This window comes from Thalassospira sp. GO-4 (assembly GCF_023588965.1).
GTDB classification, from domain to species: domain Bacteria; phylum Pseudomonadota; class Alphaproteobacteria; order Rhodospirillales; family Thalassospiraceae; genus Thalassospira; species Thalassospira povalilytica.
Window position 1 is genome coordinate 1,040,623 of the sequence record NZ_CP097807.1, and the last position, 26,299, is coordinate 1,066,921.

The 26,299-nt window shown below is 54.2% G+C and carries 22 protein-coding genes and 4 tRNA genes; 4 read left to right on the plus strand and 22 right to left on the minus strand.

Annotation, left to right across the window (positions count from 1 at the left end; translation table 11 throughout):
• The 6 genes from nuoE to M9H61_RS05020 all read right to left on the minus strand — a co-directional run bounded on the left by nuoE (position 1) and on the right by M9H61_RS05020 (position 3,746).
• On the minus strand, positions 1-663 hold the full coding sequence (nuoE, locus tag M9H61_RS04995) for an NADH-quinone oxidoreductase subunit NuoE (protein ID WP_068518914.1): 663 nt from the start codon (positions 661-663) through the stop codon (positions 1-3).
• Positions 660-1,838, minus strand: a complete 1,179-nt coding sequence (locus M9H61_RS05000) for an NADH-quinone oxidoreductase subunit D (protein WP_068518913.1) — start codon at positions 1,836-1,838, stop codon at positions 660-662. Before M9H61_RS05000 ends, nuoE begins: the two co-directional genes overlap by 4 nt.
• The gene (locus M9H61_RS05005) at positions 1,838-2,467 is read right to left on the minus strand and encodes an NADH-quinone oxidoreductase subunit C (protein WP_068518912.1); all 630 of its coding nucleotides are present in this window, start codon (positions 2,465-2,467) and stop codon (positions 1,838-1,840) included. Before M9H61_RS05005 ends, M9H61_RS05000 begins: the two co-directional genes overlap by 1 nt.
• A 19-nt stretch (positions 2,468-2,486) precedes the next feature.
• Positions 2,487-3,029 carry an NADH-quinone oxidoreductase subunit B family protein gene (locus M9H61_RS05010; RefSeq protein ID WP_068518911.1) on the minus strand — a complete coding sequence of 181 codons (543 nt, stop codon included), beginning with the start codon at positions 3,027-3,029 and terminating at the stop codon, positions 2,487-2,489.
• Complete coding sequence (locus M9H61_RS05015) at positions 3,020-3,385, minus strand: NADH-quinone oxidoreductase subunit A (protein ID WP_008891231.1); 366 nt, start codon at positions 3,383-3,385, stop codon at positions 3,020-3,022. The genes M9H61_RS05010 and M9H61_RS05015 overlap by 10 nt, the downstream gene beginning before the upstream one ends.
• 284 nt (positions 3,386-3,669) lie before the next feature.
• Positions 3,670-3,746: transfer RNA gene (locus tag M9H61_RS05020), tRNA-Asp, on the minus strand.
• Between the two features lie 313 nt (positions 3,747-4,059).
• On the opposite strand from M9H61_RS05020, the gene fliG reads away from it, so the two are divergent.
• Positions 4,060-5,079 carry a flagellar motor switch protein FliG gene (gene fliG / locus M9H61_RS05025; RefSeq protein WP_068518909.1) on the plus strand — a complete coding sequence of 340 codons (1,020 nt, stop codon included), beginning with the start codon at positions 4,060-4,062 and terminating at the stop codon, positions 5,077-5,079.
• An 86-nt stretch (positions 5,080-5,165) separates the two neighbouring features.
• Here the strand turns inward: fliG and M9H61_RS05030 are convergent, their stop codons facing one another.
• From M9H61_RS05030 to M9H61_RS05080, 11 genes are all read right to left on the minus strand, one after another.
• On the minus strand, positions 5,166-5,798 hold the full coding sequence (locus M9H61_RS05030) for a hypothetical protein (protein ID WP_250283726.1): 633 nt from the start codon (positions 5,796-5,798) through the stop codon (positions 5,166-5,168).
• A gap of 388 nt (positions 5,799-6,186) precedes the next feature.
• Positions 6,187-6,263: transfer RNA gene (locus tag M9H61_RS05035), tRNA-Val, on the minus strand.
• Positions 6,264-6,548: 285 nt separating this feature from the next.
• Positions 6,549-6,625, minus strand: a tRNA-Val gene (locus M9H61_RS05040).
• Positions 6,626-6,738: 113 nt separating this feature from the next.
• Positions 6,739-7,011 (minus strand): HU family DNA-binding protein, encoded by a 273-nt coding sequence (locus tag M9H61_RS05045; RefSeq protein ID WP_008891813.1) that lies wholly within the window; start codon positions 7,009-7,011, stop codon positions 6,739-6,741.
• A gap of 263 nt (positions 7,012-7,274) precedes the next feature.
• Entirely contained in the window at positions 7,275-9,686 is a 2,412-nt protein-coding gene (gene lon, locus M9H61_RS05050; RefSeq protein ID WP_068518908.1) for an endopeptidase La, read from the minus strand.
• Positions 9,687-9,816: 130 nt separating this feature from the next.
• Entirely contained in the window at positions 9,817-11,082 is a 1,266-nt protein-coding gene (clpX, locus tag M9H61_RS05055; RefSeq protein WP_068518907.1) for an ATP-dependent Clp protease ATP-binding subunit ClpX, read from the minus strand.
• 301 nt (positions 11,083-11,383) lie between these two features.
• Entirely contained in the window at positions 11,384-12,013 is a 630-nt protein-coding gene (clpP, locus tag M9H61_RS05060) for an ATP-dependent Clp endopeptidase proteolytic subunit ClpP (RefSeq protein WP_068518906.1), read from the minus strand.
• Between the two features lie 43 nt (positions 12,014-12,056).
• Positions 12,057-13,517, minus strand: coding sequence for a trigger factor (gene tig / locus M9H61_RS05065; protein ID WP_068518905.1), 1,461 nt, complete (start codon positions 13,515-13,517; stop codon positions 12,057-12,059).
• 114 nt (positions 13,518-13,631) lie between these two features.
• Positions 13,632-13,716, minus strand: a tRNA-Leu gene (locus M9H61_RS05070).
• A gap of 168 nt (positions 13,717-13,884) precedes the next feature.
• On the minus strand, positions 13,885-15,285 hold the full coding sequence (locus tag M9H61_RS05075) for a malonyl-CoA decarboxylase (RefSeq protein ID WP_250283729.1): 1,401 nt from the start codon (positions 15,283-15,285) through the stop codon (positions 13,885-13,887).
• Positions 15,286-15,532: 247 nt separating this feature from the next.
• Entirely contained in the window at positions 15,533-16,996 is a 1,464-nt protein-coding gene (locus tag M9H61_RS05080) for an NAD(P)H-hydrate dehydratase (RefSeq protein WP_250283731.1), read from the minus strand.
• A 210-nt stretch (positions 16,997-17,206) separates the two neighbouring features.
• Here M9H61_RS05080 and M9H61_RS05085 point away from each other — a divergent pair, with 210 nt between their 5' ends.
• Positions 17,207-18,472, plus strand: a complete 1,266-nt coding sequence (locus M9H61_RS05085) for a D-amino acid dehydrogenase (RefSeq protein WP_250283733.1) — start codon at positions 17,207-17,209, stop codon at positions 18,470-18,472.
• A 21-nt stretch (positions 18,473-18,493) separates the two neighbouring features.
• Positions 18,494-19,606 carry a PAS domain-containing sensor histidine kinase gene (locus M9H61_RS05090; RefSeq protein ID WP_114113991.1) on the plus strand — a complete coding sequence of 371 codons (1,113 nt, stop codon included), beginning with the start codon at positions 18,494-18,496 and terminating at the stop codon, positions 19,604-19,606.
• A 101-nt stretch (positions 19,607-19,707) separates the two neighbouring features.
• Here M9H61_RS05090 and M9H61_RS05095 read toward each other — a convergent pair whose 3' ends face one another.
• From M9H61_RS05095 to bfr (M9H61_RS05115), 5 genes are all read right to left on the minus strand, one after another.
• Positions 19,708-20,190, minus strand: a complete 483-nt coding sequence (locus M9H61_RS05095; RefSeq protein ID WP_250283735.1) for a cytochrome c — start codon at positions 20,188-20,190, stop codon at positions 19,708-19,710.
• Between the two features lie 43 nt (positions 20,191-20,233).
• The gene (gene cueR / locus M9H61_RS05100; RefSeq protein WP_206927691.1) at positions 20,234-20,617 is read right to left on the minus strand and encodes a Cu(I)-responsive transcriptional regulator; all 384 of its coding nucleotides are present in this window, start codon (positions 20,615-20,617) and stop codon (positions 20,234-20,236) included.
• Between the two features lie 15 nt (positions 20,618-20,632).
• A complete protein-coding gene (locus M9H61_RS05105) occupies positions 20,633-23,158 on the minus strand; it encodes a heavy metal translocating P-type ATPase (protein WP_305879849.1) in 2,526 nt (841 codons plus the stop codon).
• 214 nt (positions 23,159-23,372) lie between these two features.
• Positions 23,373-23,864: a bacterioferritin gene (gene bfr, locus M9H61_RS05110; RefSeq protein WP_068518898.1), complete on the minus strand. Its 492-nt coding sequence runs from the start codon at positions 23,862-23,864 to the stop codon at positions 23,373-23,375.
• 21 nt (positions 23,865-23,885) lie between these two features.
• Entirely contained in the window at positions 23,886-24,362 is a 477-nt protein-coding gene (gene bfr, locus M9H61_RS05115) for a bacterioferritin (protein WP_068518897.1), read from the minus strand.
• Between the two features lie 268 nt (positions 24,363-24,630).
• Here bfr (M9H61_RS05115) and M9H61_RS05120 point away from each other — a divergent pair, with 268 nt between their 5' ends.
• The gene (locus M9H61_RS05120) at positions 24,631-26,205 is read left to right on the plus strand and encodes a cryptochrome/photolyase family protein (protein ID WP_250283738.1); all 1,575 of its coding nucleotides are present in this window, start codon (positions 24,631-24,633) and stop codon (positions 26,203-26,205) included.
• The last annotated feature ends 94 nt before the right edge of the window (positions 26,206-26,299 follow it).

The following is a 26,299-nucleotide window of genomic DNA, read 5'->3' on the forward strand; positions in this document are numbered from 1 at the left end:
TCAGGCGTCCCCTTCGCTTGCATCAGCGTCCTGCGGAGCTGCACCGCAGCCACAGAATGCCTTCAGAACCTTCGGACCGCCCATCGGTTCGCAACCTTTACGGCCGCTCTGAGGACCGGCTTTCGGCTTCTCGCCCTTTTTAAGGGCATCAAGGATCGCCTTGGTCGTTTCCGGGGTCAGGTCTTCGTAGTAATCGTCGTTGATCTGCATCATCGGTGCGTTGACACATGCGCCAAGACATTCGACTTCGATCATGGTGAACTGACCGTCTTCGGTCGTTTCACCAACACCGATGCCAAGTTCCTTTTTGCAGGTATCGACAACGTCGGCAGAACCGCGAAGCCAGCACGGCGTCGTGGTGCAAACCTGGATGAAGTTCTTGCCCACCGGGGCAAGGTTATACATCGTATAGAAGGTTGCGACCTCGTAGACGCGAATGGCCGGCATTTCGAGCATGTCGGCAATGTAATCCATTGCGACGGTCGGAACCCAGTTACCTTCGGTCTGACGCTGTGCCAGATCAAGCAGCGGCATGACCGCGCTTTGTTGGCGGCCTTCCGGGTACTTGGCGATGATCTTCTTTGCCTTTTCCAGATTTTCCGGAGTGAAAGCAAAGCTGACAGGTTGAAGCTCTTTCGGAGCTGGTCTTCTCAAATGGCTCATCGGTCAATCTCACCGAACACGATATCTAGCGACCCGATATTGGCAACGACGTCGGCCAGCATGTGACCTTTGGACATGAAGTCGATACCCTGGAGGTGCGGGAACCCGGGTGCGCGAATTTTGCAGCGATACGGACGGTTCGAGCCATCCGAAACAAGATACACACCAAACTCGCCCTTCGGTGCCTCGACCGCGGCATAGCATTCGCCAGCCGGAACGTGGAAACCTTCGGTAAAGAGTTTGAAGTGATGGATCAGGGCTTCCATCGAACGCTTCATTTCGGCGCGCGACGGCGGTGCCACTTTGTTATTTTCAACAATAACAGGACCATCAGGCATATTCTTGATGGCCTGCTTGATGATTTTCAGCGACTGCCACATTTCTTCAAAGCGGACAAGGAAGCGGTCATAGCAATCGCCGTTCTTGCCAACCGGAATGTCGAAGTCGAAATCTTCGTAAGAATCATAGGGCTGCGATTTACGCAGATCCCATGCCAGACCCGATGCACGGATGTTCGGGCCGGTAAAGCCCCAGTCAAGCGCCTCTTCCGCGCTGACGGTACCGATATCAACCGTACGCTGTTTGAAGATACGGTTGCCGGTCAGAACGCGGTCAAAGTCCTTGAGGAACACGTCATACTGATCGGCCCAGGCATCAATGTCTTCAAGAAGACCAGCTGGCAGATCGGCCGCAACACCGCCCGGACGGAAATAGTTGGCGTGAAGACGGGCGCCACAGGCGCGCTCATAGAATTCCATGAGCTTTTCACGTTCTTCAAAGCCCCACAGAAGCGGGGTCATCGCACCAACGTCCAGTGCAAACGCGGTCAGGTTCAGAATGTGGTTCAGAATACGACCGATTTCCGCATAGAGAACACGGATATACTGACCACGTTTGGGGACTTCGATCCCCATAAGTTTCTCGATGGCCAGGCAATATGCATGTTCCTGGTTCATCGGCGCGACATAGTCAAGACGGTCGAAATACGGGGTCGCCTGAATATAGCTCTTATATTCGATCAGCTTTTCCGTACCGCGATGCAGAAGACCAATATGCGGGTCCGAACGTTCGACGACTTCGCCGTCCATTTCCAGAACCAAACGCAGAACGCCGTGCGCCGCAGGGTGCTGCGGGCCGAAGTTCATGGTCATATTTTTGATTTTTTGTTCGGACATCAGGCGTTGCCCTCCGCCTTTTCATCACCCGGAAGAACATGCTGGATGCCTTCCCACGGGCTTTCGAAATCGAAATTACGGAAATCCTGAACCAGTTTTACCGGCTCGTAGACAACGCGCTTCTGCTCATCATCGTAACGAACTTCAACATAACCGGTCAGCGGGAAATCCTTGCGCAGCGGATGACCTTCGAAACCGTAGTCGGTCAGAATACGGCGGGGATCCGGATGGTCGGCAAAGAAGATACCGTACATGTCCCATGCTTCGCGCTCGAACCAGTCGGCGGCGCTGAAAACAGGTACACAGCTTGGTACCGGGGTTTCTTCGTCGGTGCGGACCTTTACGCGGATACGCAGGTTATGTTTGAGCGACAGCAGGTGATACACAACATCAAAACGCTCCGGGCGTTCCGGGTAATCTGCACCACAAACGTCGATAAGCTGCTTGAACAAGCAGCCGGTATCATCCCGAAGGAAGGTCAGAACTTTAAGAATATCATCGCGCTTTGCGACGATGGTCAGCTCGCCGTAACGAATCTCGCTTTCGAGGATTTCGTTGGCCAGCTGGGACACCACAAGATCTTTAAGATCATTCAATGCGGCGCTGTTATCGCTGAGCAGTTCGCTCATGCAAGCCCCCTATTACGGATCAGCGTGTCAGGACACCAGTACGGCGGATTTTCTTTTGCAGCTGCAATATGCCGTAGATCAGCGCTTCGGCTGTCGGCGGGCAACCCGGTACATATACGTCAACCGGGACAACGCGATCACAGCCGCGCACCACCGAATAGGAATAGTGATAGTAACCGCCGCCATTTGCGCACGAACCCATCGAAATAACCCAGCGCGGCTCTGCCATCTGGTCATAGACCTTACGCAGTGCCGGGGCCATCTTGTTGGTAAGCGTACCAGCAACGATCATCACGTCTGACTGACGCGGGCTTGGGCGGAACACCAGACCGTAACGGTCAAGGTCGTAACGCGACGCAGCCGAATGCATCATTTCAACAGCACAGCAGGCAAGACCGAACGTCATCGGCCAAAGGGAACCGGTGCTTGCCCAGCTTGCCAGCTTGTCGAGATTGGCAAGGACAAAGCCCTTGTCATTCATCTCGTCAAACACGCCCTTAAGCAGTGCATCCTGATCCGTACCGGGTGCCAGGGGTGCGCCTGTATTGGTGCTCACTCCCATTCCAAAGCTCCCTTCTTCCATTCATAGATAAATCCGACCGTCAGAACAGCCAGGAAGATCACCATCGATACAAAGCCGAAAGTCCCGATATCACCGAGGGTAACAGCCCACGGGAACAGGAAGGCGACTTCGAGGTCGAAAATAATGAACAAGATTGCGACCAGATAGAACCGGACGTCGAACTTGATACGCGCATCTTCAAACGGCGCGAACCCGCACTCGTATGCGGACAGTTTTTCAACATCCGGTGCCTGCTTGGCAAGAACCAGCGACGCGATGACGATTACCGCCGAAAGACCGACGGCGATCCCGATGAATACCAGGATCGGAAGATATTCCGAAAGAAGCTCTTGCATCTCTCTGACCTCTCAAGAACAGGCCTTGTGACCCGACCAGGTCCCCACCTGGCCCATTACGGCGCACCATAACGTATGCACCGCACAAGTTCCAGTCCTCAAGCAGGATTAAGCTGCTCTAAGACCGGAAACTTTCTAATCTTTTTACCGTTTACTACCGTCCGATATCGGGGCGCATGTCGAGATGATCAAGACCCTGCCCTGCGATGCAGTGTAAGCAACACATGAAAAGGCGATCGCGGAAAAGACGAAACGCCCGACAAAAGACAACAGATGATGGGTCATGGCGCGAGCGACGGGACTTGAACCCGCGGCCTCCGGCGTGACAGGCCGGCGCTCTAACCAACTGAGCTACGCCCGCAAAATGACCATCAATCGGCGGGCCTTTGTTAGACCACCCCCCAAACCAAGTCAAGCAGCTAGCAGTGTTTTCAACCCTTTCGACAATTGCGCCAGTCAACATCACCCGCTGAAAGGCAATTTCGGCCCGAATTTGTACCGATTTCACCCATTCTGTACATTTTGCACATCAAGGTGCGGTCGGTCTTTGCAAAGACGCGCCGGCTTTTATAGAATTGTTGACAAATTCCCCCTATCTTACGGTGCGATAGGGGCACGTTCTTGCATTGTCGGTTCAATGAAAGACAGAGTCATTACGACGGAGAAGACCACCCGTGGGGCGCGTTAAAGAAGAATACAGATCACTGGCCGGACCGGAAAAGGCAGCGATTCTCATGCTTGCTCTTGGGGAAGAGCACGCGACCAAGATGTTCAGCATGATGGATGACGAGGAAATCAAAGAGATTTCCCAAACCATGTCCGGGCTTGGCACCATCAGCGCCAACATCGTTGAACGTCTGTTTGTTGAGTTTGCCGACCAGCTTTCATCGACTGGCTCTCTTGTCGGTTCGTTTGACACGACCGAACGACTGCTGTCGAAAGTTCTTCCCGAAGACCGCGTTAACGGCATCATGGAAGAAATCCGCGGCCCGGCGGGTCGCACCATGTGGGACAAGCTGAATAACGTCAACGAAGCGGTCCTTGCCAACTATCTGAAAAACGAATACCCGCAGACCGTCGGCGTGGTTCTGTCAAAACTCAAGCCGGGTCACTCGGCTTCCGTGTTGTCTTTGCTGCCTGAAAACTTTTCGATGGAAGTCATCATGCGTATGTTGCGCATGGAAGCTGTCCAGAAAGAAGTTCTTGATAATATTGAGAAAACCCTGCGTACCGAGTTCATGTCGAACCTTGCGCGCGGATCGCGCGGCGACAACCACGAATTGATGGCAGATATCTTCAACAGCCTTGACCGTCAGAGCCAGGATCGCTTCCTGACTGCACTGGAAGAACGTAACCGTGACTCGGCCGAGAAGATCAAGGCCCTTATGTTCACCTTCGAGGATCTTGCCCGTCTCGACAATAACGGCGTTCAAACCCTTCTGCGTCAGGTCGAAAAAGACAAACTTGCCCTGGCCCTTAAAGGCTCCACCGATCAGATGCGCGATCTGTTCTTCAAGAACATGTCCGAACGTGCCGGCAAGATGATGAAAGAAGACATGGATGCGCTTGGCCCGGTCCGCCTTTCCGATGTCGAAGAATCGCAAATGATGATTGTCCAGCTGGCCAAGGAACTTGCCGCACAGGGCCAGATCGTCATTTCCGAAGGCAGTGGCGAAGACGAAATGGTCTATTAAATCGCCAGCACAGCATGACGACCATCCGAATTCAAAAGGGACAGCAAAAGCTGTCCCTTTTTTCATATGCCGTCTTGATCCCTGCCCTAACCGACAATCACATTGGGGACCGGATCGGTGATTGACCTGATTTCCCAGCGTAGCCGGTTCTGGCCGCCAACTTCCTTGAACTCGGCGGCGTTATGGCTGCGGATACCCGCTGTGGTCCGGAACTCGATCTTGCCGGTCATTTGATAACCAAGCGCATTCAGACGGTCCTGATACTGATCGGGAACAAAGCCGCCGCGAATTTCGACAGTATTACGATCCTTGTGAAAGAACATCTCAAGGATGCGGGACTGCCGACGCACAAACACGAAGCTTTTTTCACGTATGATATTGCCGCGACGCTCATAAACCATGTTGAAGACGCCCCGGCCGTTATAGGTCAGCTGACGCACACCCGAATCGCGTTTCAGATCGGCAAGAACCTTGGCGACCTTTTCCTTTTCACCGGCTTCATCAAGACTGTTGTCCAACAGCCCCTGTGTAATGTTTGGCTGCACCAGAAGCCCGCGATAGCTCAGGCGATAGTCACCATTACGTTCCATCGAAATATCGATATTGAAGGATTCCGGCAGATAGCAACTTGCCAGAACCAACGGCAGAAACAGCACAAGCATCAAACGGCGAAGTCGTCTGACAAGGTTTGAAACGCGTTCAGCCGGGGAAACATTCATGGTGCAGGTTCCGATTCTTTTATCCAGTGGCTGGTGCCTTGCGCTTAACACTGCCCGGCAGATGCCCAAGCGTCAACTTTTACAGATATTTACCACGCCACCACAATGGAACGGATCACTGCTGTCAGCCGCCCTGCCTGGCAGACAAACCCGGATGCCGACAACAACAACCGTCAACAGCTGCACAAACCCGCAACAGAGCCCCGTTGCATACGCAGCAATCCACTTTGTCATGACACAGCATATTGCGCCACACAGGGCCTTTTCGCACCCTGTAACGCGGCGCAAAATCACCCCGCATGCAAACGCGCAGATGACGATCTTGATTTCATGTCTATCAGGGAAAACCGGCAAAGAAAAAAGGCAGCCTTTAGGGCTGCCTTTTTCATGGTGGGTGATGAGAGATTCGAACTCCCGACCCTCTCGGTGTAAACGAGATGCTCTAACCAGCTGAGCTAATCACCCGTTGCGTATCCGCGCTGTTTTCTGCGGAAGCGGGCGGAACTTACCATGGTTTTTTCAAAAAGCAATGCCCTGATTGCAGAAAAATGTAACTTCTATTTCAAGGGTATTTATCCATGGTAACTGGTCAACCTGAACCCACCAAAATTCCCCGTAAACATCACTGAACGCCCGATAATTTCGGCAAAGCAATGCCGTGCAAGATTTCGCAGTGATTCGGAAATGATTCGCCCAGATTCGCAATCCGGCCAGAGACGAAAAAGGCAGCCTTTAGGGCTGCCTTCTTCATGGTGGGTGATGAGAGATTCGAACTCCCGACCCTCTCGGTGTAAACGAGATGCTCTAACCAGCTGAGCTAATCACCCATTTGTTTCCGCGCTGTTTCCTGCAGAAGCGGGGCGGAACATAACACGGTTTTTACAAAAAGCAATGCCGGTGACGTGTGTCACCGGCATTTTTTCTAAGAACTTCGTCAAACTTAGTTGACGGCATCCTTAAGGCCTTTGCCAGCCTTGAACTTCGGCTGTTTCGATGCCGGGATGTCGATTTCTTCACCGGTGCGCGGGTTGCGACCTTTTGAAGCAGCGCGAGCAGCGACAGCGAAGGTACCGAAACCAACCAGACGAACTTCGTCGCCGGATTTCAGAGAATCGGTGATGGAATCGAAAACAGCGTCAACCGCTTTAGCAGCGTCAGCTTTGGACAGATCAGCTTTAGCAGCTACACTTCCAACGAGATCGTTTTTATTCACTTCCTGGCCCCCTTGTTTGGACGTTCGGAGTTATGAGGAAATTTGGTTTGCCCCAAACCTGTTGCATGGGCAGTGTAAGCAGGTAGCAAACAGCTCGTCAATGCGAGAGACGCAGTTTTCTGCGGTTTTTGACGTTTTTTTCCTTTTTTTGCGCTTTACACCAATCTCGACATGGCCCTTCGCCGATTCTTGGGCAAAGTTATCCACAGAAAAAGGGGAGCGACATGGTCGCTCCCCTTGTTTTCTGCCGGTTGTGACGAACCTTAATGAGTCGTCACACCGCCGATTTCCGATTCTTCACCGTCCTTTGATTTGACGGCAACATCATCATCGGGCTCTTCCCACTCGATCGGGACCAGAGGATTGACCAACGCATGGCTCAGAACTTCGTCAACATGGGACACCGGAATGATTTCCATGCCGCGTTTGACGTTGTCCGGAATCTCTTCGAGATCCTTTTCGTTCTCCTGCGGGATCAGAACGGTTTTCACCCCGCCCCGCAGTGCCGCGAGAAGTTTTTCCTTCAGACCACCGATCGCCAGAACACGGCCACGCAGCGTAACTTCGCCGGTCATGGCGACATCCTTGCGCACCGGGTTTCCGGTCAGAACCGAAACAACCGAAGTCACCATGCCCACGCCGGCTGACGGACCGTCTTTCGGGGTCGCACCTTCGGGCACGTGAACGTGAATGTCGCGTTTCTGGAACAGGGTCGGCTTGATGCCGAATTCCGTTGCACGCGACCGCACGAACGAGGTTGCCGCCTGGATCGATTCCGTCATGACTTCACCGAGCTTGCCGGTGGTTTTCATGTTGCCCTTGCCCGGGACGGTAACGGCTTCGATCTGAAGCAGATCACCACCGAATTCCGTATAGGCAAGACCGGTAACAACACCGACCTGGTCTTCACCCTCGGTCTCGCCATAGCGAAACTTGCGGATACCGGCATATTTGCCAAGCGTCCGCGGCGTCACACGCACGGTCTTGATATTTTCAAGCATGATGCGTTTGGTCGCCTTACGTGCCAGACGGGCCAGTTCGCGTTCAAGGTTACGCACACCGGCTTCGCGGGTATAGAAGCGGATCAGATCACGAAGCGCTTCGTCAGAAATGCTCCATTCACCTTTGCGCAGACCATTATCCTTGATCTGTTTCGGGATCAGGTGACGTTTGGCGATTTCGACTTTCTCGTCTTCGGTGTAACCGGAAATCCGGATGATCTCCATACGGTCGAGCAGCGGCTGCTGCATGCGAAGCGAGTTGGCCGTGGTCACGAACATCACATCCGAAAGATCGTAATCGACTTCAAGATAGTGGTCGTTAAAGGTCGAGTTCTGTTCCGGATCAAGTACCTCAAGCAGGGCCGATGCCGGGTCACCACGGAAATCCGAACCCATTTTTTCGATCTCGTCGAGAAGGAACAACGGGTTGGAATATTTCGCCTTTTTCATGCCCTGGACAATCTTGCCCGGCATGGAACCGATATAGGTCCGGCGATGACCGCGGATTTCGGATTCGTCGCGCACACCGCCAAGCGACATGCGGATAAAGCTGCGTCCCGTGGCATTAGCCATAGACTTACCAAGCGAGGTCTTACCAACGCCCGGAGGACCAACAAGGCACAAAATCGGGCCTTTGACTTTTTTGGTACGCGCCTGCACCGCAAGATATTCAAGGATGCGTTCCTTGACCTTCTCAAGACCGTAATGCTCCTTATCCAGGACCTTCTTGGCCTTTTTCAGATCATGGGAAACACGCGAACGCTTGTTCCACGGAATCGACACCATCCAGTCAAGATAGTTGCGCACCACGGTGGCTTCTGCCGACATCGGGCTCATATTGCGCAGTTTCTTGAGTTCTGCCTGGGCCTTTTCCTTTGCCTCTTTGGGCATTTTGGCCTTGTTCAGCTTCTCTTCGATTTCAGAAGCTTCATCCTTGCCGTCTTCGCCTTCGCCAAGTTCTTTCTGAATGGCTTTAAGCTGCTCATTCAAATAGTACTCGCGCTGGGTTTTCTCCATCTGGCGTTTGACGCGGTTGCGGATTTTCTTTTCGACCTGCAACACGCCGATTTCGGATTCCATGAAACCGAAAATACGCTCAAGACGATCGCCAACCAGCTTGGTTTCCAGCAATTCCTGCTTTTCGGAAATCTTCAATGACAGATGGGATGCCACCGTGTCAGCAAGCTTTGCCGGTTCTTCGATCTGATTGACCGAAACCAGGACTTCCGGCGGAATTTTTTTGTTGAGTTTGATGTACTGCTCGAACTGTGTAACCACAGAACGTGCCAGTGCCTCAAGTTCGCTGTCATCTTCGTCAGCGTCCTCGCGCACGGCACCATAAGCCTGGAAGAAGTCCGGGTTATCGACATAACCGGAAATCTCGGCACGCTTGCCGCCTTCGACCAGCACCTTGACGGTGCCGTCCGGCAGCTTGAGAAGCTGCAAGACAGTTGCGACAGTACCAACTTCATAGAGATCTTCGACGGCCGGGTCATCAAGACCGGCGTCCTTCTGGGTAACAAGCAGGATCTGCTTGTCTTCGCGCATCACATCTTCGAGTGCACGCACCGATTTCTCGCGTCCGACAAAAAGCGGAACAATCATGTGCGGGAACACGACAATGTCGCGCAACGGCAGCACCGGGTAAATTTCGCCACGCGCCAATTCGACCATTATGTTCTATTCCCTACTCTGAGCCAAAAACGTTGCTGGGGTCCTGCCATAGGCCCCGCCAGTAACGCGAACATTTCTTAGATAAGCTGAAATTCCCGCACCGCAATGGATGCCGGTGCGGGATTTAAGATCAGGCGGTATTTTCGACACCTTCATGGCGTTCCGAATGGATCAGCAACGGTTTTGCCTTTCCTTCGACAACGTCATTATTGATGACGATTTCCTCGACACTTTCCATGGTCGGCAGATCGAACATGGTATCAAGCAGGATGCCTTCCATGATCGAGCGCAGGCCACGTGCACCGGTCTTGCGTTCGATTGCCTTGTCGGCAATCGCCTTGAGCGCGTCCGGCTGGAAGGTAAGTTTCACATCTTCCATGTCAAACAGGCGCTGATACTGCTTGATCAGTGCGTTTTTCGGCTCGGTCAGGATTTTGACCAGAGCATCATTGTCGAGGTCTTCAAGCGTTGCCAGAACCGGCAGACGACCGATGAATTCCGGGATCAGACCGAACTTCAGAAGATCTTCCGGTTCGACTTCACGCAGAACTTCACCCGTACGGCGGTCATCAGGGCTGCGAACATCGGCACCAAAGCCGATTGCGCTGCCCTTGCCACGCTGTGAAATCACCTTGTCCAGGCCGGCGAACGCGCCACCGACGATGAAGAGGATGTTGGTGGTGTCGACCTGCAGGAATTCCTGTTGCGGATGCTTGCGGCCGCCCTGCGGCGGAACCGATGCAACAGTGCCTTCCATGATCTTGAGCAATGCCTGCTGCACACCCTCGCCCGAGACATCGCGCGTGATCGACGGGTTGTCGGATTTACGCGAAATCTTGTCGACCTCGTCAATATAGACGATGCCGCGCTGGGCGCGCTCGACATTGTAATCCGCAGCCTGCAGCAGCTTGAGAATGATGTTCTCGACATCTTCACCCACATAACCGGCTTCGGTCAGGGTGGTGGCATCCGCCATGGTGAAGGGCACATCAAGAATACGGGCCAGGGTCTGGGCCAGAAGCGTTTTACCGCAACCGGTCGGACCGACCAGCATGATGTTGGACTTCGCCAGTTCGATGTCTTCATTCTTGCTGGCGTGATGCAGGCGTTTGTAATGGTTGTGAACCGCGACCGAGAGAACTTTTTTCGCATGGCCCTGACCGATGACATAGTCATCAAGGACCTTGCAAATCTCTTGCGGAGAAGGCACCCCGTCTGCCGATTTGACGAGATGGGTTTTATGCTCTTCGCGGATGATGTCCATGCAAAGCTCTACGCATTCATCACAGATGAATACGGTTGGACCGGCGATGAGCTTGCGAACCTCGTGCTGGCTCTTTCCACAGAAAGAACAGTACAGAGTGTTCTTGGAGTCCCCGCTATTCGATTTGCTCATACAAACCCCAATTACGTTTGACGTTATCTTTTATCGCCATGTTAGCCGGTAAACGATACCGATCTCAACGTTTAATCTGCGCTTTTCGACGTTATGGCGTCATGTTTGATATGGGTCCGCCATCGTGGTTGCGAAACCCCTTGCATTAATCACCCGAACGTTCGAGCGACCCACAAGTTCCAGACATCGGCCTGTCGCACGCGCTAATTACCTGTCTATGACTTAAAACTGCCATGAGGCAAGACATAAAAAAACGCCCCGGCCATTGACCGGGGCGTTTTCACCGATTGCGATATGGCAATCAGTCTTTCTTTTCATCGCCTTCCGGCTTCGGACGCGAGGTCACCACTTCGTCGATCAGACCGAATTCCTTGGCCTGATCCGGGGTGAGGAAGTTGTCACGCTCCATCGCATCTTCAATCGTCTTGAGATCACGGCCGGTATGTTCGACATAAATCTCGTTAAGACGCTGACGCAGTGCCAGGATTTCACGGGCATGGATTTCGATATCCGATGCCTGGCCCTGGAAACCGCCGGACGGCTGGTGGATCATGACGCGTGCATTCGGCAGGCAGTAACGCTTGCCTTTTGCACCGGCCATCAGAAGAAGCGATCCCATGGATGCCGCCTGCCCCATGCACACCGTCGAAACATCGCAACGGATGTATTGCATGGTGTCATAGATGGCGAGCCCCGAGGTCACAACACCGCCCGGAGAGTTGATGTAAAGCGAAATATCCTTGTCCGGATTTTCCGATTCGAGATGCAGGAGCTGCGCACAGATCAGCGACGACATGCCGTCATGGACCTGGCCGTTGATGAAAACGATACGCTCCTTGAGCAAACGCGAAAAGATGTCGTAGGCACGCTCGCCCCGGCTGGTCTGTTCAACCACCATCGGTACAAGCGAATTCATCTGTTCTCTAATCATCAACTGCAACTCCCTGCATTATCCTAAACCGTGTCCGGTCGGATTACTTCTCGTCGGATTTGTCAGCTGCTTTTTTCTTCGCAGCCGGCTTCTTGGCAGCAGCTTTCTTGGCCGGAGCCTTTTTCTCTGCGTCCTTTTTCGCCGGTGCTTTCTTGGCAGCCGATTTCTTCTTCGGAGCTTCGTCTTCCTCTTCCGGCTTCAGAAGTTCTTCGACCGTAACGGTCTTTTCTTCAACCTTGGCGAGTTCGACGATGTAATCCACGACCTTGTCTTCATATACAGGGCCCTGAAGCGCCTGCAAGGCCTGCGGGTTATTTTTATAGAATTCAATAACCTGCTGTTCCTGGCCCGGGTACTTCTGAGCTTCGGCAACGAGGACCTTGTTCACGTCTTCCTGGGTAACCTGGATGTCGTTTGCACGGCCGACTTCTGCCAGCAGAAGACCCAGAAGAACGCGACGTTCTGCGATTTCGCGGAACTCTTCGGTCAGCTCTTCTTCGGACTTGCCTTTGGTTTCGTCATCTTCCTGACCAGCTTCACGGGCCTGTTTGATCTGACCGATGATGCCTTCGAGTTCGTTTTCAACGAGCGAGGTCGGAAGTTCGAAGCTGTGGTTTTCTGCAAGGGCGTCAAGCAGCTCACGCTTCAGCTTCTGACGGGAAACCGATTCGTACTCGCGGCCGTAATCCTTGCGGATCGCGTCCTTGAGGGCTTCGAACGATTCCTGACCGAGTTTCTTGGCCAGTTCGTCATCCAGCTCAGCCGGTTTCTTTTCTTTGATTTCCTTGACGGTTACGTCGAACTCGGCGTCTTTGCCTGCGAGTTCAGCCGCACCGTAAGCTTCCGGGAATTTCACTTTGACGACAACTTCGTCACCAGCGTTCACACCGGTCAGCTGATCTTCGAAACCATCGATGAAGGAGCCCGAACCCAGTTCGAGTTCGTAATCTTCGGCTTTGCCGCCGTCGAATGCTTCACCGTCGATTTTGCCGAGGAAGTCGATGACAACAACGTCACCTTTTTTCGACTTGCGCTTGCGTGCGAGCGGCTCGGTGGTGCCCTGTGCAGCAGCAATACGCTCAAGCGTTTCGGTAACCTTGGCTTCGTCAAGTTCAACAACTTCACGGGTCAGCTTCAGCTTTTTGAAGTCCATGGCTTCGATTGCCGGGATAACTTCAACAGCGATATCGAACTCGAGATCACCACCTTCGTCGAATTTGGTGACTTCGATTTTCGGCTGAACAGCCGGACGCAGGTCATTGTCGGAAAGAACTTTGCCGGTGTTTTCGTTCACAGCAGCTTCAAGAACTTCACCCATGACGGCCTGGCCATAACGCTGACGCAGGAGTTTCGCCGGAATTTTGCCCGGACGGAAGCCCGGCAGGCGAACCTGGTCTTTGATCTCGTCAAGCTTGGCGACGACTTTTTCTTCGATTTGTGCGGCGGGCACGACGACTTTGAACTCGCGCGCCAGGCCTTCGTTTTTGGTTTCAGTAACCTGCATAGATAACTCTTTTGCTTGGTTCGAATAATGTCCGTTACGCGACGCAGTCCGGACGTCAGAAAGTCAATATGACTAAACGAATATAAAACCTGATCTAATTTTAAAGCCTGCAAGTGGTACGGGCGAAGGGACTCGAACCCCCACGGATTGCTCCACTGGAACCTAAATCCAGCGCGTCTACCAGTTCCGCCACGCCCGCACACAAGCACGCAAATCACGCCGGTAAGACCGGAATGAGTGCGCCTTAATACAAACTTCGCTCACCTCATGCAAGCATCGCCTTTTCGACAAATGCATTCTTGTCGAAATTAACCGGCAAACGGCCGCGCTATCGCGCGACTTTCAACGGTTTGCGTGAAAAAAGAAACTAGCGCAAAAGACGTTTGACCGCGCCAGATGCGGCAATTTTGCCCTGCCCTACATAGCTTTCGTGATTTTTTTCGATCATCGAAAGGTCGTAAAGATAGTTCACCATCACCCCGAATGACTGCAGCCAGCCGTTTTCCTTGCCATTGCCATTCCAGTTAAGCCGTTCGACCCGGGCCCCGTTGGTCAGGTGGAAATGAGCCACCGGATCAAATGCCGACCCGGTTTCCGGGCGTCTGGCATTTAACAAATACCATGCTGCAAGATATTCGATATTGGTACGCGTGCGTTCGCCTACCTCGTCGGGATGTTTGGCAGGCGGCTTTGGCCCCATCAGGTCATCACAGTCACGCAAGGCCGCCTCGATCGCCTTGGGCAGGCCGGTTTCCTGGTTTTGCGCGATGGCATCAAGCTGTTTGTTCATCCAGCCACGCAGTGCCGGGATCGGTGACAGGGTGCTGAACTGTTTAAGGTCAGGCAAATCGCGCTGTAATTCGCCCACCACCCGCTTGATCAGGAAATCGCCAAAACTGATCCCTGCTAACCCGGCCTGTGCGTTCGAGATCGAATAGAAAATCGCGGTATCGGCCACTGCGCCCGCTTGAAGGCCTTGTTGTTCATGTGCGTCCTGATCGCCCTGGATCAGGGCATCGACATTTCCGGCGATGCCGTTAACCAGTGCGACCTCGACAAAGATCAGCGGTTCATAGGGCATTCCCGGATGGAAAAAGGCAAAACATCTGCGGTCCGGGGCCAGCCGACGCTTAAGATCGTCCCAGCTTTGGATCGCGTGAACGGCCTCATAGGCGATCAGCTTTTCCAGAAGGGCTGCCGATGAATTCCACGTAATGCGCTGTAATTCCAGAAAACCGATATCAAACCAGCTTGCCAGCAATTCCTTGAGATCACGTTCAAGAATCGCAAGTCCCGGTGCCTCCTTGCGCCAGCGCAAAAGATCGGCCCGCAGATCAACCAGAAACTTCACCCCCTGCGGCAAGGAATTGAATTCCTTAAGGATCATGCGAAATGGCGGTACAAGTGCGGTTCTGAGCTCCGCCTCCAGAAGCGCCTGTTCAGCCAGATCATCAGCCATGTTCCAGTCTGCCATGACCGCCGAAACATGATCGCGATCCACGCCAAATTCATTGACCAGCAAATGCAGAAACGCACGTTTGCCCGCATCATCAAGGCGCAGAAAATCATGTCCAAGTTCCGCCGCACGTGATCGCGCCGATACCGCACCACCGCGCCGGGCCAAACAATCTGCAATCTGACGGCGCCAGCGATCCTGACGGCTTTGGCCTTCATCCAGACCAAGACTGCGCACAACCGAACTGTCGCGCAATTCACGCCAGGCCAGACGAAGATTATCGATGGTTCTGTCAAGAAAGGTCTGAGACATGATTGTCCCCCACATCCAGCAGTTTTACAGCCCGGCCATGATCCGGGCAGATCGCGACTGACCAGTTTCTCGCACCATGTAAGACATGCAGGAGATGTCGGTGGCATCACTTTTTATGCGGCTTTATGCGGCCTGTCTGACATTTATATCGGAAGGTCGGCACCAAACATCCAGCACCTGTTGGCACTTGTCACAAATTTGGTGCAAAACGCGCTTTGCGCAATCACCCGGATCAATGGTGAAATGTTCAGGCTTTCTTCCGCGAGGCCAGCCACAATTCGCGCAGAATGACCGGAAGATGGTCCGGAATATCTTCGGCGATCAGCCCCGGGCCAATATCCGCACCGCACCGGCCATGCAACCAGACACCCATGCAGGCCGCATCAAACATTTCCATGCCCTGTGCCATCAGCCCGCAAATAATCCCTGCCAACACGTCGCCGGAACCGGCCGTTGCCAGCCAGGGGGCTTCAATGGCGCTGATGGCCGCGCGCCCGTCCGGGGCGGCAATGACCGTATCGGCACCTTTGATCAGAACCGTCGCACCACTTCGTTTCGCCGCCGCCCGCGCCCGGGTCAGTTTGTCACCTTCGATGTCGGGAAACAGACGACCGAATTCCCCTTCATGCGGGGTCAATACCGTCGGCCCCTGAACCGCAAAACATAATGTAGACGGATCATCGGCAAAACTTGTGAGGGCATCCGCATCCAGAACCGTTGACCGGCACTGATGCAAAAGTTTGAGAACAAGGCTTCTTGTATCGTCGCCAACCCCGTATCCGGGCCCGATGACAAAGGCGTTATGCCGGCAATCATTCAAAAGAGTTTCGATCTGACCGGTCGGTGCGGTCATCACGCCGGGGCTATCGGCCCCGTATATCGGCAAGACTGAGGGGTCGGATACCACCGTCAACAACCCGACACCGGACCGCCGTGCGGCCCGTGCGACAAGCCGGGTCGCCCCGGTCATGGCAGCCCCACCAAAGGCCAGAAGATGACCACGATGATATTTATGCCCGTCAAGACCGGGCCAATGGATGCCCGCCCGCCACAAAACAGGATCATTGCGCCAGCAATTCGGCCGGATTTCCGAAATGATCTGATCGGAAATCCCGATATCGCGAATGGCCAGTTCACCGCACATCAACCGCCCCGGCAAAAGATAATGCCCCGGCTTGGCCCGGCAAAACGTAACCGTCAGATCCGCCTTGATCGCACATCCGCGGATCATGCCGGTATTGCCATCAACGCCTGAGGGCACATCAACCGAAACCACAGAAGCCGTACTTGAATTGATCGTGGTGACCAGCACCGCAATATCGTCCGTGATGTCACGGGCAAGCCCGGCACCAAAGATACAATCGACAACAAGATCCGCCCCGACAACCAGCGCCGGCGACAGGCGTTCGGATGCGCCTTCCCAGCGCGCGGCATGATGTGCAGCATCCCCTTTAAGGGCCGCGACATCCCCCATCAGCCCAAGCCTTACAGACCAGCCCGCCTCGCGCAGCAAACGCGCAATAACAAAACCGTCCCCGCCATTATTGCCCGGCCCGCACAGAACCGATACCGATCGCGGCGACCAGTGGCGCACGATTTCTTCGTACACTGCACGTCCGGCATTCTCCATCAGCACATCACCGGCAATCCCGCCATCGATGGTGCGACGATCTGCTTCATACATCTGGTCTGTGGTCAGAATTTCGAACATTTCACCCCGTCAGCTTTGCGCGGCAGCATCAACCCGCATGGCGGAATTCCCACCTGCCCGTCCGGTCACCGGGCATGGCAAGTCACCGGTAGCCATTTTCCTGATGTAACAGTATATTGCACCAAAATTCGCACATCAGACAGTTAGCACATAGGGTTATCTTTCTGGTCTGCAAAGATCACGCACTTTCCGCAACAAGGCTTTGCCCACATGCATGTTGTCGTTATGGGTGCTGGCGTCATCGGGACGACAGCGGCCTGGTATCTTTTGCAAAATGGTCATCAGGTCACGGTAATTGACCGCCAACATGCCAGCGCGCAGGAAACCAGCTTTGCCAATGGCGGTCAGATTTCTGCATGTCATGCCACTCCTTGGGCCAACAAAGGTACGCCGGGGCAAATCCTGAAATGGCTTGGTCGCGAAGAAGCGCCGCTTCTGATCAGAATGCGCTTTGATCCGCAACTGTTTGCCTGGGGATTGCGGTTTTTGGCCAATTGCACGGATAAACGTGCGCAGGTCAATCTTGAAAAGGCCTTGCGGGTTGCGACCTATAGCCGTGATTGCCTGCGTGCGTTGCGCGGTCAGCTTGACCTGCAATACGATCACAGTGAACGGGGTATCCTGCATATTTGCCGCGATGATGGCGAAATGGCTGCGGTTGCGCGTGCGACCCAACAGATGCAGGAACTCGGTCTTGGCCGAAAACTGGTCAGCACGCAGGAATGTTACGAAATTGAACCTGCCTTGCGTCAAAGCACGGCCCCTATTGTCGGGGGCAGCTACACCCCTGATGATGAAAGTGGCGATGCCCGAAAATTCACCGAACAACTGACCGGCCATTGCCGTGCCCGTGGTGCCGACTTCAAATTCAACACCACGATTGACCGTCTGATCCATGACAATGGCAAGATCACGGCAGTCCAGACCAATCAGGGGCAGATTAAAGCTGATGCCTTTTTGGTCTGTCTTGGCAGTTACAGTCCGCTTCTGGTCAGGCCGCTTGGTATCGATTTGCCGATTTACCCGTGCAAGGGCTATTCGATCAGTATCGATACGACCGGTTATGACGGCGCACCGCACACCGCCCTGATCGATGACAGCGTTAAAATGGTGTATTCAAGACTTGGCAACCAACTTCGGGTTGCAGGCACCGCCGAGCTTGACGGGTATAACCTGCGCATGTCGCCGCGCCGAAATCAGTTGATCGTTGATAAGGCCTTAGAATTGTTTCCAAATTGCGGGGACCGGTCCAGCATCGCCTTTTGGTCGGGATTGCGCCCGGTGACGCCTGATTCTGCCCCTATTCTTGGCGGCACAAAATATGGTAATCTGTTCCTTAACACGGGGCATGGGACGCTGGGCTGGACGATGAGTTGTGGATCGGCAAAGGCAATCGCCGACGTTATAAGCAATCGCACACCTGACATCCCACTTACAGGGCTGGGTATCGAACGTTTTAAACGAGCGTTACTGTAAACCATGGGACCAGGGGCTGATATGACCAGCAATACACCGATTGGCACAACCAGTGTGCCATTGGCCGATCAGGTTGTCTTGAACGCCCTTCCCTATGCGGCTGTCATCTGTGATCGAAACGGTATTGTTCTTCAGTGTAACGAGGCCATCGCGCGCCTGATTGGCGTGTCGCGCGACCGCATGATGGGCCGCAAGGCCGGCTTTCTTTCCAAGGGCCTGATCAACGATATCGAAGACGTGTTCGCTTCGGGCCGCACCTGGCGCGGTGATATTGTTCTGGTTGGTGCATCACGCGAAAGCCATGTTTGCGATCTTTCGATCGCCCCGCTTGAATATTTCCAGAACAATGAAACACGTACCGCGGTTTTGATGACGCTTCTGGAAAATGATCGTCAGCAACAAGCCGAACGATCTCTGATGGAACAAACCCGCCATCAAGCCGACGCAAATGCATCAAAATCCGACTTCATCGCCAATATGGGCCATGAACTGCGTACACCGCTTAATGCGATCATCGGCAATTCCGAACTGATCGCCCAGGCCGTTCTGGGGGATATTCCCGATGGTTATCGGGATTGCGGACGCGATGTGTATGAAGCAGGCAAGCACCTGCTTGAACTTGTGAACAATGTTCTTGATGTGTCCAAGCTGTCGGCCGGGTCCATGACCCTTCAAGCCGAAGACGCCGATCTTGGCATCGTCATCAATGAAGCCGCCAAACTGGTTCGTGACGACATCACCCGTCGCAAGCACCATCTTCGGATCGACTTGCCGCAGGATGGGTTTGCCCTTCGCTGTGACAAGCTGAAGCTCAAACAAATCCTGATCAATATTCTGAGCAACGCCGCGAAATTCACCCCTGATGGCGGCACGATCACGATCAATCTGACATCCACCGATGATGACGTCACCATCGCGATTGCCGACAATGGCGTTGGCATGAGCCCGAATGACATTCCGCGCGCACTTGCCCGCTTTTCACAGCTGCACCCATCCGGGGTCAAGGAAAGTGCCGGGACCGGACTTGGTCTTCCGCTGGCAAAGCTTCTGGTCGAACTGCATGGCGGCAATCTCAGCATCGAAAGCGCACCGGGCAAAGGAACAACCGTGCGCATCACGCTGCCGCGCGGATAACCCTACATCCCGAATATCAACACCAAGCCCCGCATCGGTCGTTTGATGCGGGGCTTGGTGTTTCAAGCAGCCGTGCAGACCGCACCAGTCAGTTCTGCATACTATTGCTGTTGTGCAGCTGACTGGTTGATCTGGTCGTGGCGTTGTCTGACCTCCTTGGGCCAGCGGCTTTTGATATAGGACAGGCTGGCGATGATTTCTTCATCACTCAGGACATCCTCAAACCCCGGCATGGCCGAGGTGTAACCATCCCCTGCCATTGCGGCCGGACCATATTTGGTCAAGGCAAATAGCAGGGCATCGGGATGATGCCAGGTGTGACCGGTTTCATCATGTGGCGGGGCTGGCAGCAAACCGTCTTCGCCCCGTTCGCGCCAGTTGGCCTCCCCTTCCAGTTTTACGCCGTGGCAGGACGCACAATTGGCGTCATAGATTTTCTTGCCAAGAGCCACGACCTTCAGATCATCGGGGTGCAATTCCACGTTCTGTTTCGGCCCGGTCTGCGGGACGAAAAAGGAAACAATTCCATACATGATGGCGGCCCCGACAGCGGCCCCCAGCACCATAACACCTTTGTTTTGCACGCTTTGGTCTCTCTCTTTTCTTTTTTGATTTACGGCCCGCGCTTCAGCGCGCCAGATCGTTGATGATCGGACAATGCGGACGATCATCGCCGTGGCAGGCATGCACAAGATCGGAAAGTGTTTTCTGCAAGCTTTGCAGTTCCGAAATCTTGCGTTCGATTTCACCCAGATGGGCCTTGGCGATTTCCTTTACGTCGGACGATGCGCGGTTGCGATCCTCGTAAAGCGACAACAGGACACGGCAATCCTCGACCGAGAATCCAAGCCCGCGGGCACGTTGCAAAAACCGCAATTTATGCAGGTCATCGTCACTGTAATCGCGATATCCGTTTTCAAGCCGCCCTGGCGTAACCAGCCCGATATCCTCGTAATAGCGGATGGTTTTCGCCGGAAGCCCGCACCGGGTTGCTGCATCGGAAATATTCATAACTTTCTCCCCGCCTTACCGCCGGACTTTCCAGCCGCGCAACGTCAAAGAGTTGCCGACCACCGAAACAGAACTGAGCGCCATGGCCGCACCGGCAATCGCCGGGCTCAGAACGCCAAGAGCGGCAAGCGGCACACCCACCACGTTATAGGCAAAGGCCCAAAACAGGTTCTGTGCGATCTTGCGGCGCGTGGCGATCGAGATATCAATCGCCGCCGACACCAGCGCCGGATCCGACCGCATCAAGGTGATACCCGCGGTCTCCATGGCGACATCGGTACCGCCACCCATGGCAATACCAACATCGGCGGCCGCCAATGCCGGCGCATCATTGATGCCATCGCCAACCATGGCGACATGACGGCCCTGCTTACGCAGTTTTTCGACCTCGCGTGCCTTGTCCTGCGGGCGAATACGTCCTTCTCCGCGCTCCAATCCCAATTCACGGGCAACATGGGTTGCGACATCCTGACTGTCACCAGACAACATGATGGATGAAATGCCGCGCGCCTTAAGGTCGGCAATCGCCTGTTTGGCGCTTTCACGAATGCGGTCTTCAAGGGTGATATAGCCCGCAAACGCACCTTCAATCGCCACCAGCACAACAGTGCGGCCTTCGCTTTCATGCTGTTTGATTTCATCGGCAATCGCCTGTTGGGGCGATGCGATACCCTGATCCTGCAACAGGGCCTCTGTCCCGATTGCAACCGAATGGTCTTCGACCCTGGCCAGGACACCAGCCCCGGTTTTGCCTTTGAAATCGGTGATATCGGGGATCTGCATTTCCTCGTCACGGGCCAATGACACAATCGCACGCGCAAGCGGATGTTCGCTTGCCGCCTGCACCGCCGCAACCAGACGCAACATGTCATTGCGTTCGACCCCGTTTACCGCACGAACGTCACGGACCGTCGGTGTGCCTTCGGTCAGGGTTCCGGTTTTATCAAAGATCACGGTATCAACGTTATGTGCCTGCTCAAGGGATTCGAAATTGCGGATCAGGATCCCGTTACGCGCGGCACTGCCCGTCCCCGCAACAAGGGCGGTCGGGGTTGCCAGACCAAGCGCACAGGGACATGCGATCACCAGCACCGAAACTGCGGCAACGATGGATGCTTCTGCCCCGTATCCCATCAGCAACCAGACCGAAAGGGTCACAAGGGCGATCGCAACCACCACCGGCACAAACACCGAAGAAACACGATCCACCAGCTTTTGCACCGGCGCCTTGCCGGTCTGGGCCTTTTCGACCAATCGAATGATCCGTGAAAGCGTGGTGTCATCGCCAACGGCACGTACTTCGATATCCAGTCGGCCGGTGCCATTGACAGCACCGCCAACAACGGCATCGCCGGGCATGCGGGCCACTGGCCGGGTTTCACCGGTAATCAGACTTTCATCCAGTTCGCTTTCACCGGCATGCACAGTCCCATCGACCGGAACGCGTTCGCCCGGCAGTACACGGACAATATCCCCCACCGTCAGACTTTCGATGGCGACATCCTGTTCACCAGCACCATCAACCAGTTTGCGTGCACGCCGCGGGCGCAATGCCATCAATTCACGGATCGCCGCGGACGCACCGCGTTTGGCGCGTTCTTCCATGATCTTGCCAGCCAGGATCAGGGTGATGATCGCTGCTGATGCCTCGAAATACAGATGCATGTCGCCGGGTTTGCCGACCACCATGTTATAGACGCTCAGGAAATAGGCCGCCGACGTTCCAAGTGCGACAAGAACATCCATATTGGCACTGCGATGGCGCAATGCCGCCCAGGCACCTTTGTAAAACCGCTGACCAATGATGAACTGCACCGGTGTTGCCAGGACCAGTTCAAGCCAGGCCGGCAGGTGATAATTCACACCCAAATTCATCCACACCATCTGCAACACCAGCGGCGCGGTCAGAAGTGCCGATACCGCAAGCATCACAAGTGACTTGTCAAACCGGCGCGCCTGCCCATTGTCGGTGGCGGATTGCCCGTCGGTCGCATCGTTATCGCCCGTCGCGGATGTGTTGCGCGACGTTGCATGATACCCGGCATCCTCAATCGCGCGAATGACTGCTGCATCATTGACCTTGCCGGGCAACGCGTCGATATCAGCACGTTCAAGGGCGAAATTGACGCTGGCCGATGTGACGCCCGGCATCGCGGCCAAAGCCTTTTCCACGCGCAATGCACAGTTCGCACAGGTCATGCCATCAACATCAAAAGACAGCTGCTGTTGCGGAACGCTATAACCGGCATCCTTGATGGTATCTGCAATCTTTGCCGTATCAAGCTTGTTGCCGTCAAAGCGGATATGGGCGGAATTCAGTGCCAGATTGACATCGACCCCGGTCACGCCATCAAGACCGGCAATCGCCTTCTCCACGCGCCCGGCACAATTGGCACAGGTCATGCCTTCAATCGGTAAACTGACCTCGTCCTGTTGCGCGGACGCTGCCTGTGATCCACTGCCTGTGCTTTCCTGGGTAGTGCCTTCTTGGGCGGCACTTCCCTGGGCGGTGTGATCGGTTGTTTCGATCCGGCTATCCATATCTTGTCACCTCAATCCGGGTTGACGGGGCGCGCATGGCTTCAATGCCGTTTGGCGCACATCCCTGTTTGATATGGTGGAAGATAGACCTTCCAGCAACTGGAAGGTCAAGCCGAAAAGTTCCGATGCGAAAAAATGATGGAAAGCTTTGAATTATAATAAAAAAAGCCCCGGACAAATTCCGGGGCTTTTGAAGCGTTGATCGCAAATTCGATCAGCCGTGCGGGTTCGGTTCCCCGGCCGCGCGGAACTGGATGTAGTTTTGCAGGCCCATCATATCGATCAGGCGTATCTGCTGTTCGATCCAGTATGCGTGATCTTCTTCGCTGTCATCAAGCAAACCAACCAGCATCTGACGGGTCTGGAAGTCGTCTTCCTTTTCCGCGATTTTGATGGCTTCCTTAAGCAGGTTGATCACGTGATATTCGTGCTCGAGATCGTTTTTCATCATCTCGGGCACGGTTTTGCCGATCTTGATCGGTTCACGCGATGCGGTGTCAGGCACACCTTCAAGGAACAGGATACGCTCGATCAAACGCTTGGCGTGTTCAAGTTCCTCGTCCTTTTCATGGTGCATGCGCTCATACAGCGAATGCAGGCCCCAGTCGGCATACATTTCGGCATGCGTGTTGTACTGGTCGGCCGCAGACAGCTCGGCAGTCAGCTGTTTGTTCAGTGCGGCAATAACCTTTTTACTACCCTTCATGGCGTTAAGCTCCTGATCTGGTTAGTCGCCGTCGCCTGAACGGCTTTGAATGTAATTTGCGATACCGACATGTTCGAGTTGCCATTCCTCGGTCTCAAGCCAGTCGACATGTTCTTCCTGTTCTTCAAGGAATTTGACCAGCAGATCACGGGTGACGAAATCTTCGGCTTTTTCGCATGCAGTGATTGCTTCGCGCAGCAGCGGCAAGGAGGCCAGTTCGAACTTCATGTCGCAACTGACGATTTCCTCGACATTTTCGCCGATCATAAGTTTATTGAGGTTCTGAAGATTGGGCAGGCCTTCAAGGAACAGAATGCGCTCGATCGTGTCATCGGCACGTTTCATTTCCTTGATGGAAAGCTTGTACTCATATTCGCCCATTTCTTCGACGCCCCAGTCGCGCAGCATCCGGGCATGCAGGAAATACTGGTTAATCGCAGTCAGCTGATTGGTCAGAATGCGATTAAGATATGTGATGATCTTGGGATCACCTTTCATCATGGCTCTCCTGATGGGTTGGGCTACCAAGATATTGGGAACAGCCCCCACCCGTTTCAAGAGAAAAACGCGCCTTTGATTACCATTATCAATAATTTAGGCGATTTCCTTAAAATTCTTCATTTACACTGCTTGATTAAAAATCATTCGCAGATTTGGGCCTGCGAATGAAAATCGCTTCGGCAAAAAATCACCCGAATGCGATCTTTTACCGCCCCTGATCCGTACGACTCGTAACCACATTCACGCAGCCTGTACCGGGATCAAAATGCCTTCTTGTCACACCATTCGTTTCGTATTGGGCGATCAATTGACGCGCTCTGTTTCAAGTCTTGCCGATGCCGATCCGCAGACCGACGTGATTGTCATGGCCGAACCGCGTCAGGAGGCCACCTATGTCCCCCATCACAAACAAAAGATCGTCCTGATCCTGTCGGCAATGCGCCATTTCGCAGATCAACTGCGCCAAGAAGGCTTCATTGTCGACTATCATGACTATCAAAGCCGCCCCTGCGACAGCTTCAGCAAAGCACTGCGGTCATCCCTTGATCAGTATAATTGCCGGAAAGTCATTATCACCGAGCCCGGGGAATGGCGGGTTCGCAAGGAAATAGAGGGCTGGGAAACGCAATTTGATGCGGAACTTGAAATTCGCCCCGATGACCGGTTCTTTGCGACACTTGGCGCGTTCGAGGATTTCGCACGCAATCGCAAAGAATTGCGGATGGAATATTTCTATCGCGGGCTGCGGCGCGAAAGCGGCATTCTGATGGAACCCGATGGCAAGCCGGTCGGTGGCAAATGGAACTTTGACCACGACAATCGCAAACGCCTGCCCGACGATGTGACACCGCCTGAACCAGTGTCCTTTGCACCCGATGAGATAACCCGCGATCTTCTGGAATGCGTTGACACAGATTTCCCCGATGCCATTGGGGATGCCCATTCTTTCGGATGGGCGGTGACGCGCGATGATGCGCGGGCTGTCCTTGATCATTTCATCACCACCCGCCTTCCCCACTTTGGCGATTATCAGGATGCGATGACGGTCAAAAGTGCGACCGTTTATCACGCGCTGATCAGTCCCTATCTCAATATCGGATTGCTGTTGCCCGACGAAGTCTGCCGGGCGGCGGAGCGCGCCTATCACGACGGCACAGCGCCCCTGAATGCGGTCGAAGGCTTTATTCGACAGATTCTTGGCTGGCGGGAATATGTGCGCGGTCTTTACTGGTTCATGGGCCCGGATTACGCCACGCGTAATCATTTCAATGCCAGCCGGGCACTGCCAGCCTTTTTCTGGGACGGGAACGTTTCACTGAACTGTTTGCGCCATGCAATCGGCGAAACGCTGGACGATGCCTATGCCCATCATATTCAGCGCCTGATGGTGATTGGTAACTTTTCCTTGCTTGCCGGTCTGTCCGTCAAGGACGTGTGCGATTGGTATCTGGCTGTTTATATCGATGCTTTTGAATGGGTTGAATTGCCAAACACCCTGGGCATGGCACTTTATGCCGATGGCGGGGTCATGGCGTCCAAACCCTATGCGGCCAGCGGAAAATATATCGATCGCATGTCGGACTATTGTCAGGGATGTCAGTTCAATCCGCGCAAAAACACCGGGCCGGACGCCTGCCCGTTCAATGCGCTTTACTGGCATTTTCTGGATCGCAATGCCGATACGCTTGGCAACAATCCCCGCCTCGGCATGCCATATCGTAACTGGGCCCGAATGAAAGACGAGACAAAGCGCGACCTGATCACGCAGGCCGAACAGTTCCTGAACCGTCTTGATAAAGGTGATTTTTCAAATCCGCCAAAGCAGGCAACACTGTTTTAAATCCCGGAAATCAACCCAAAGCCGGGCGGGTTTCCCCGTTCCGAACCACAACGGCAAGCTGATGACAGAACAGGCTCCCCAGCCTGGATGCCAA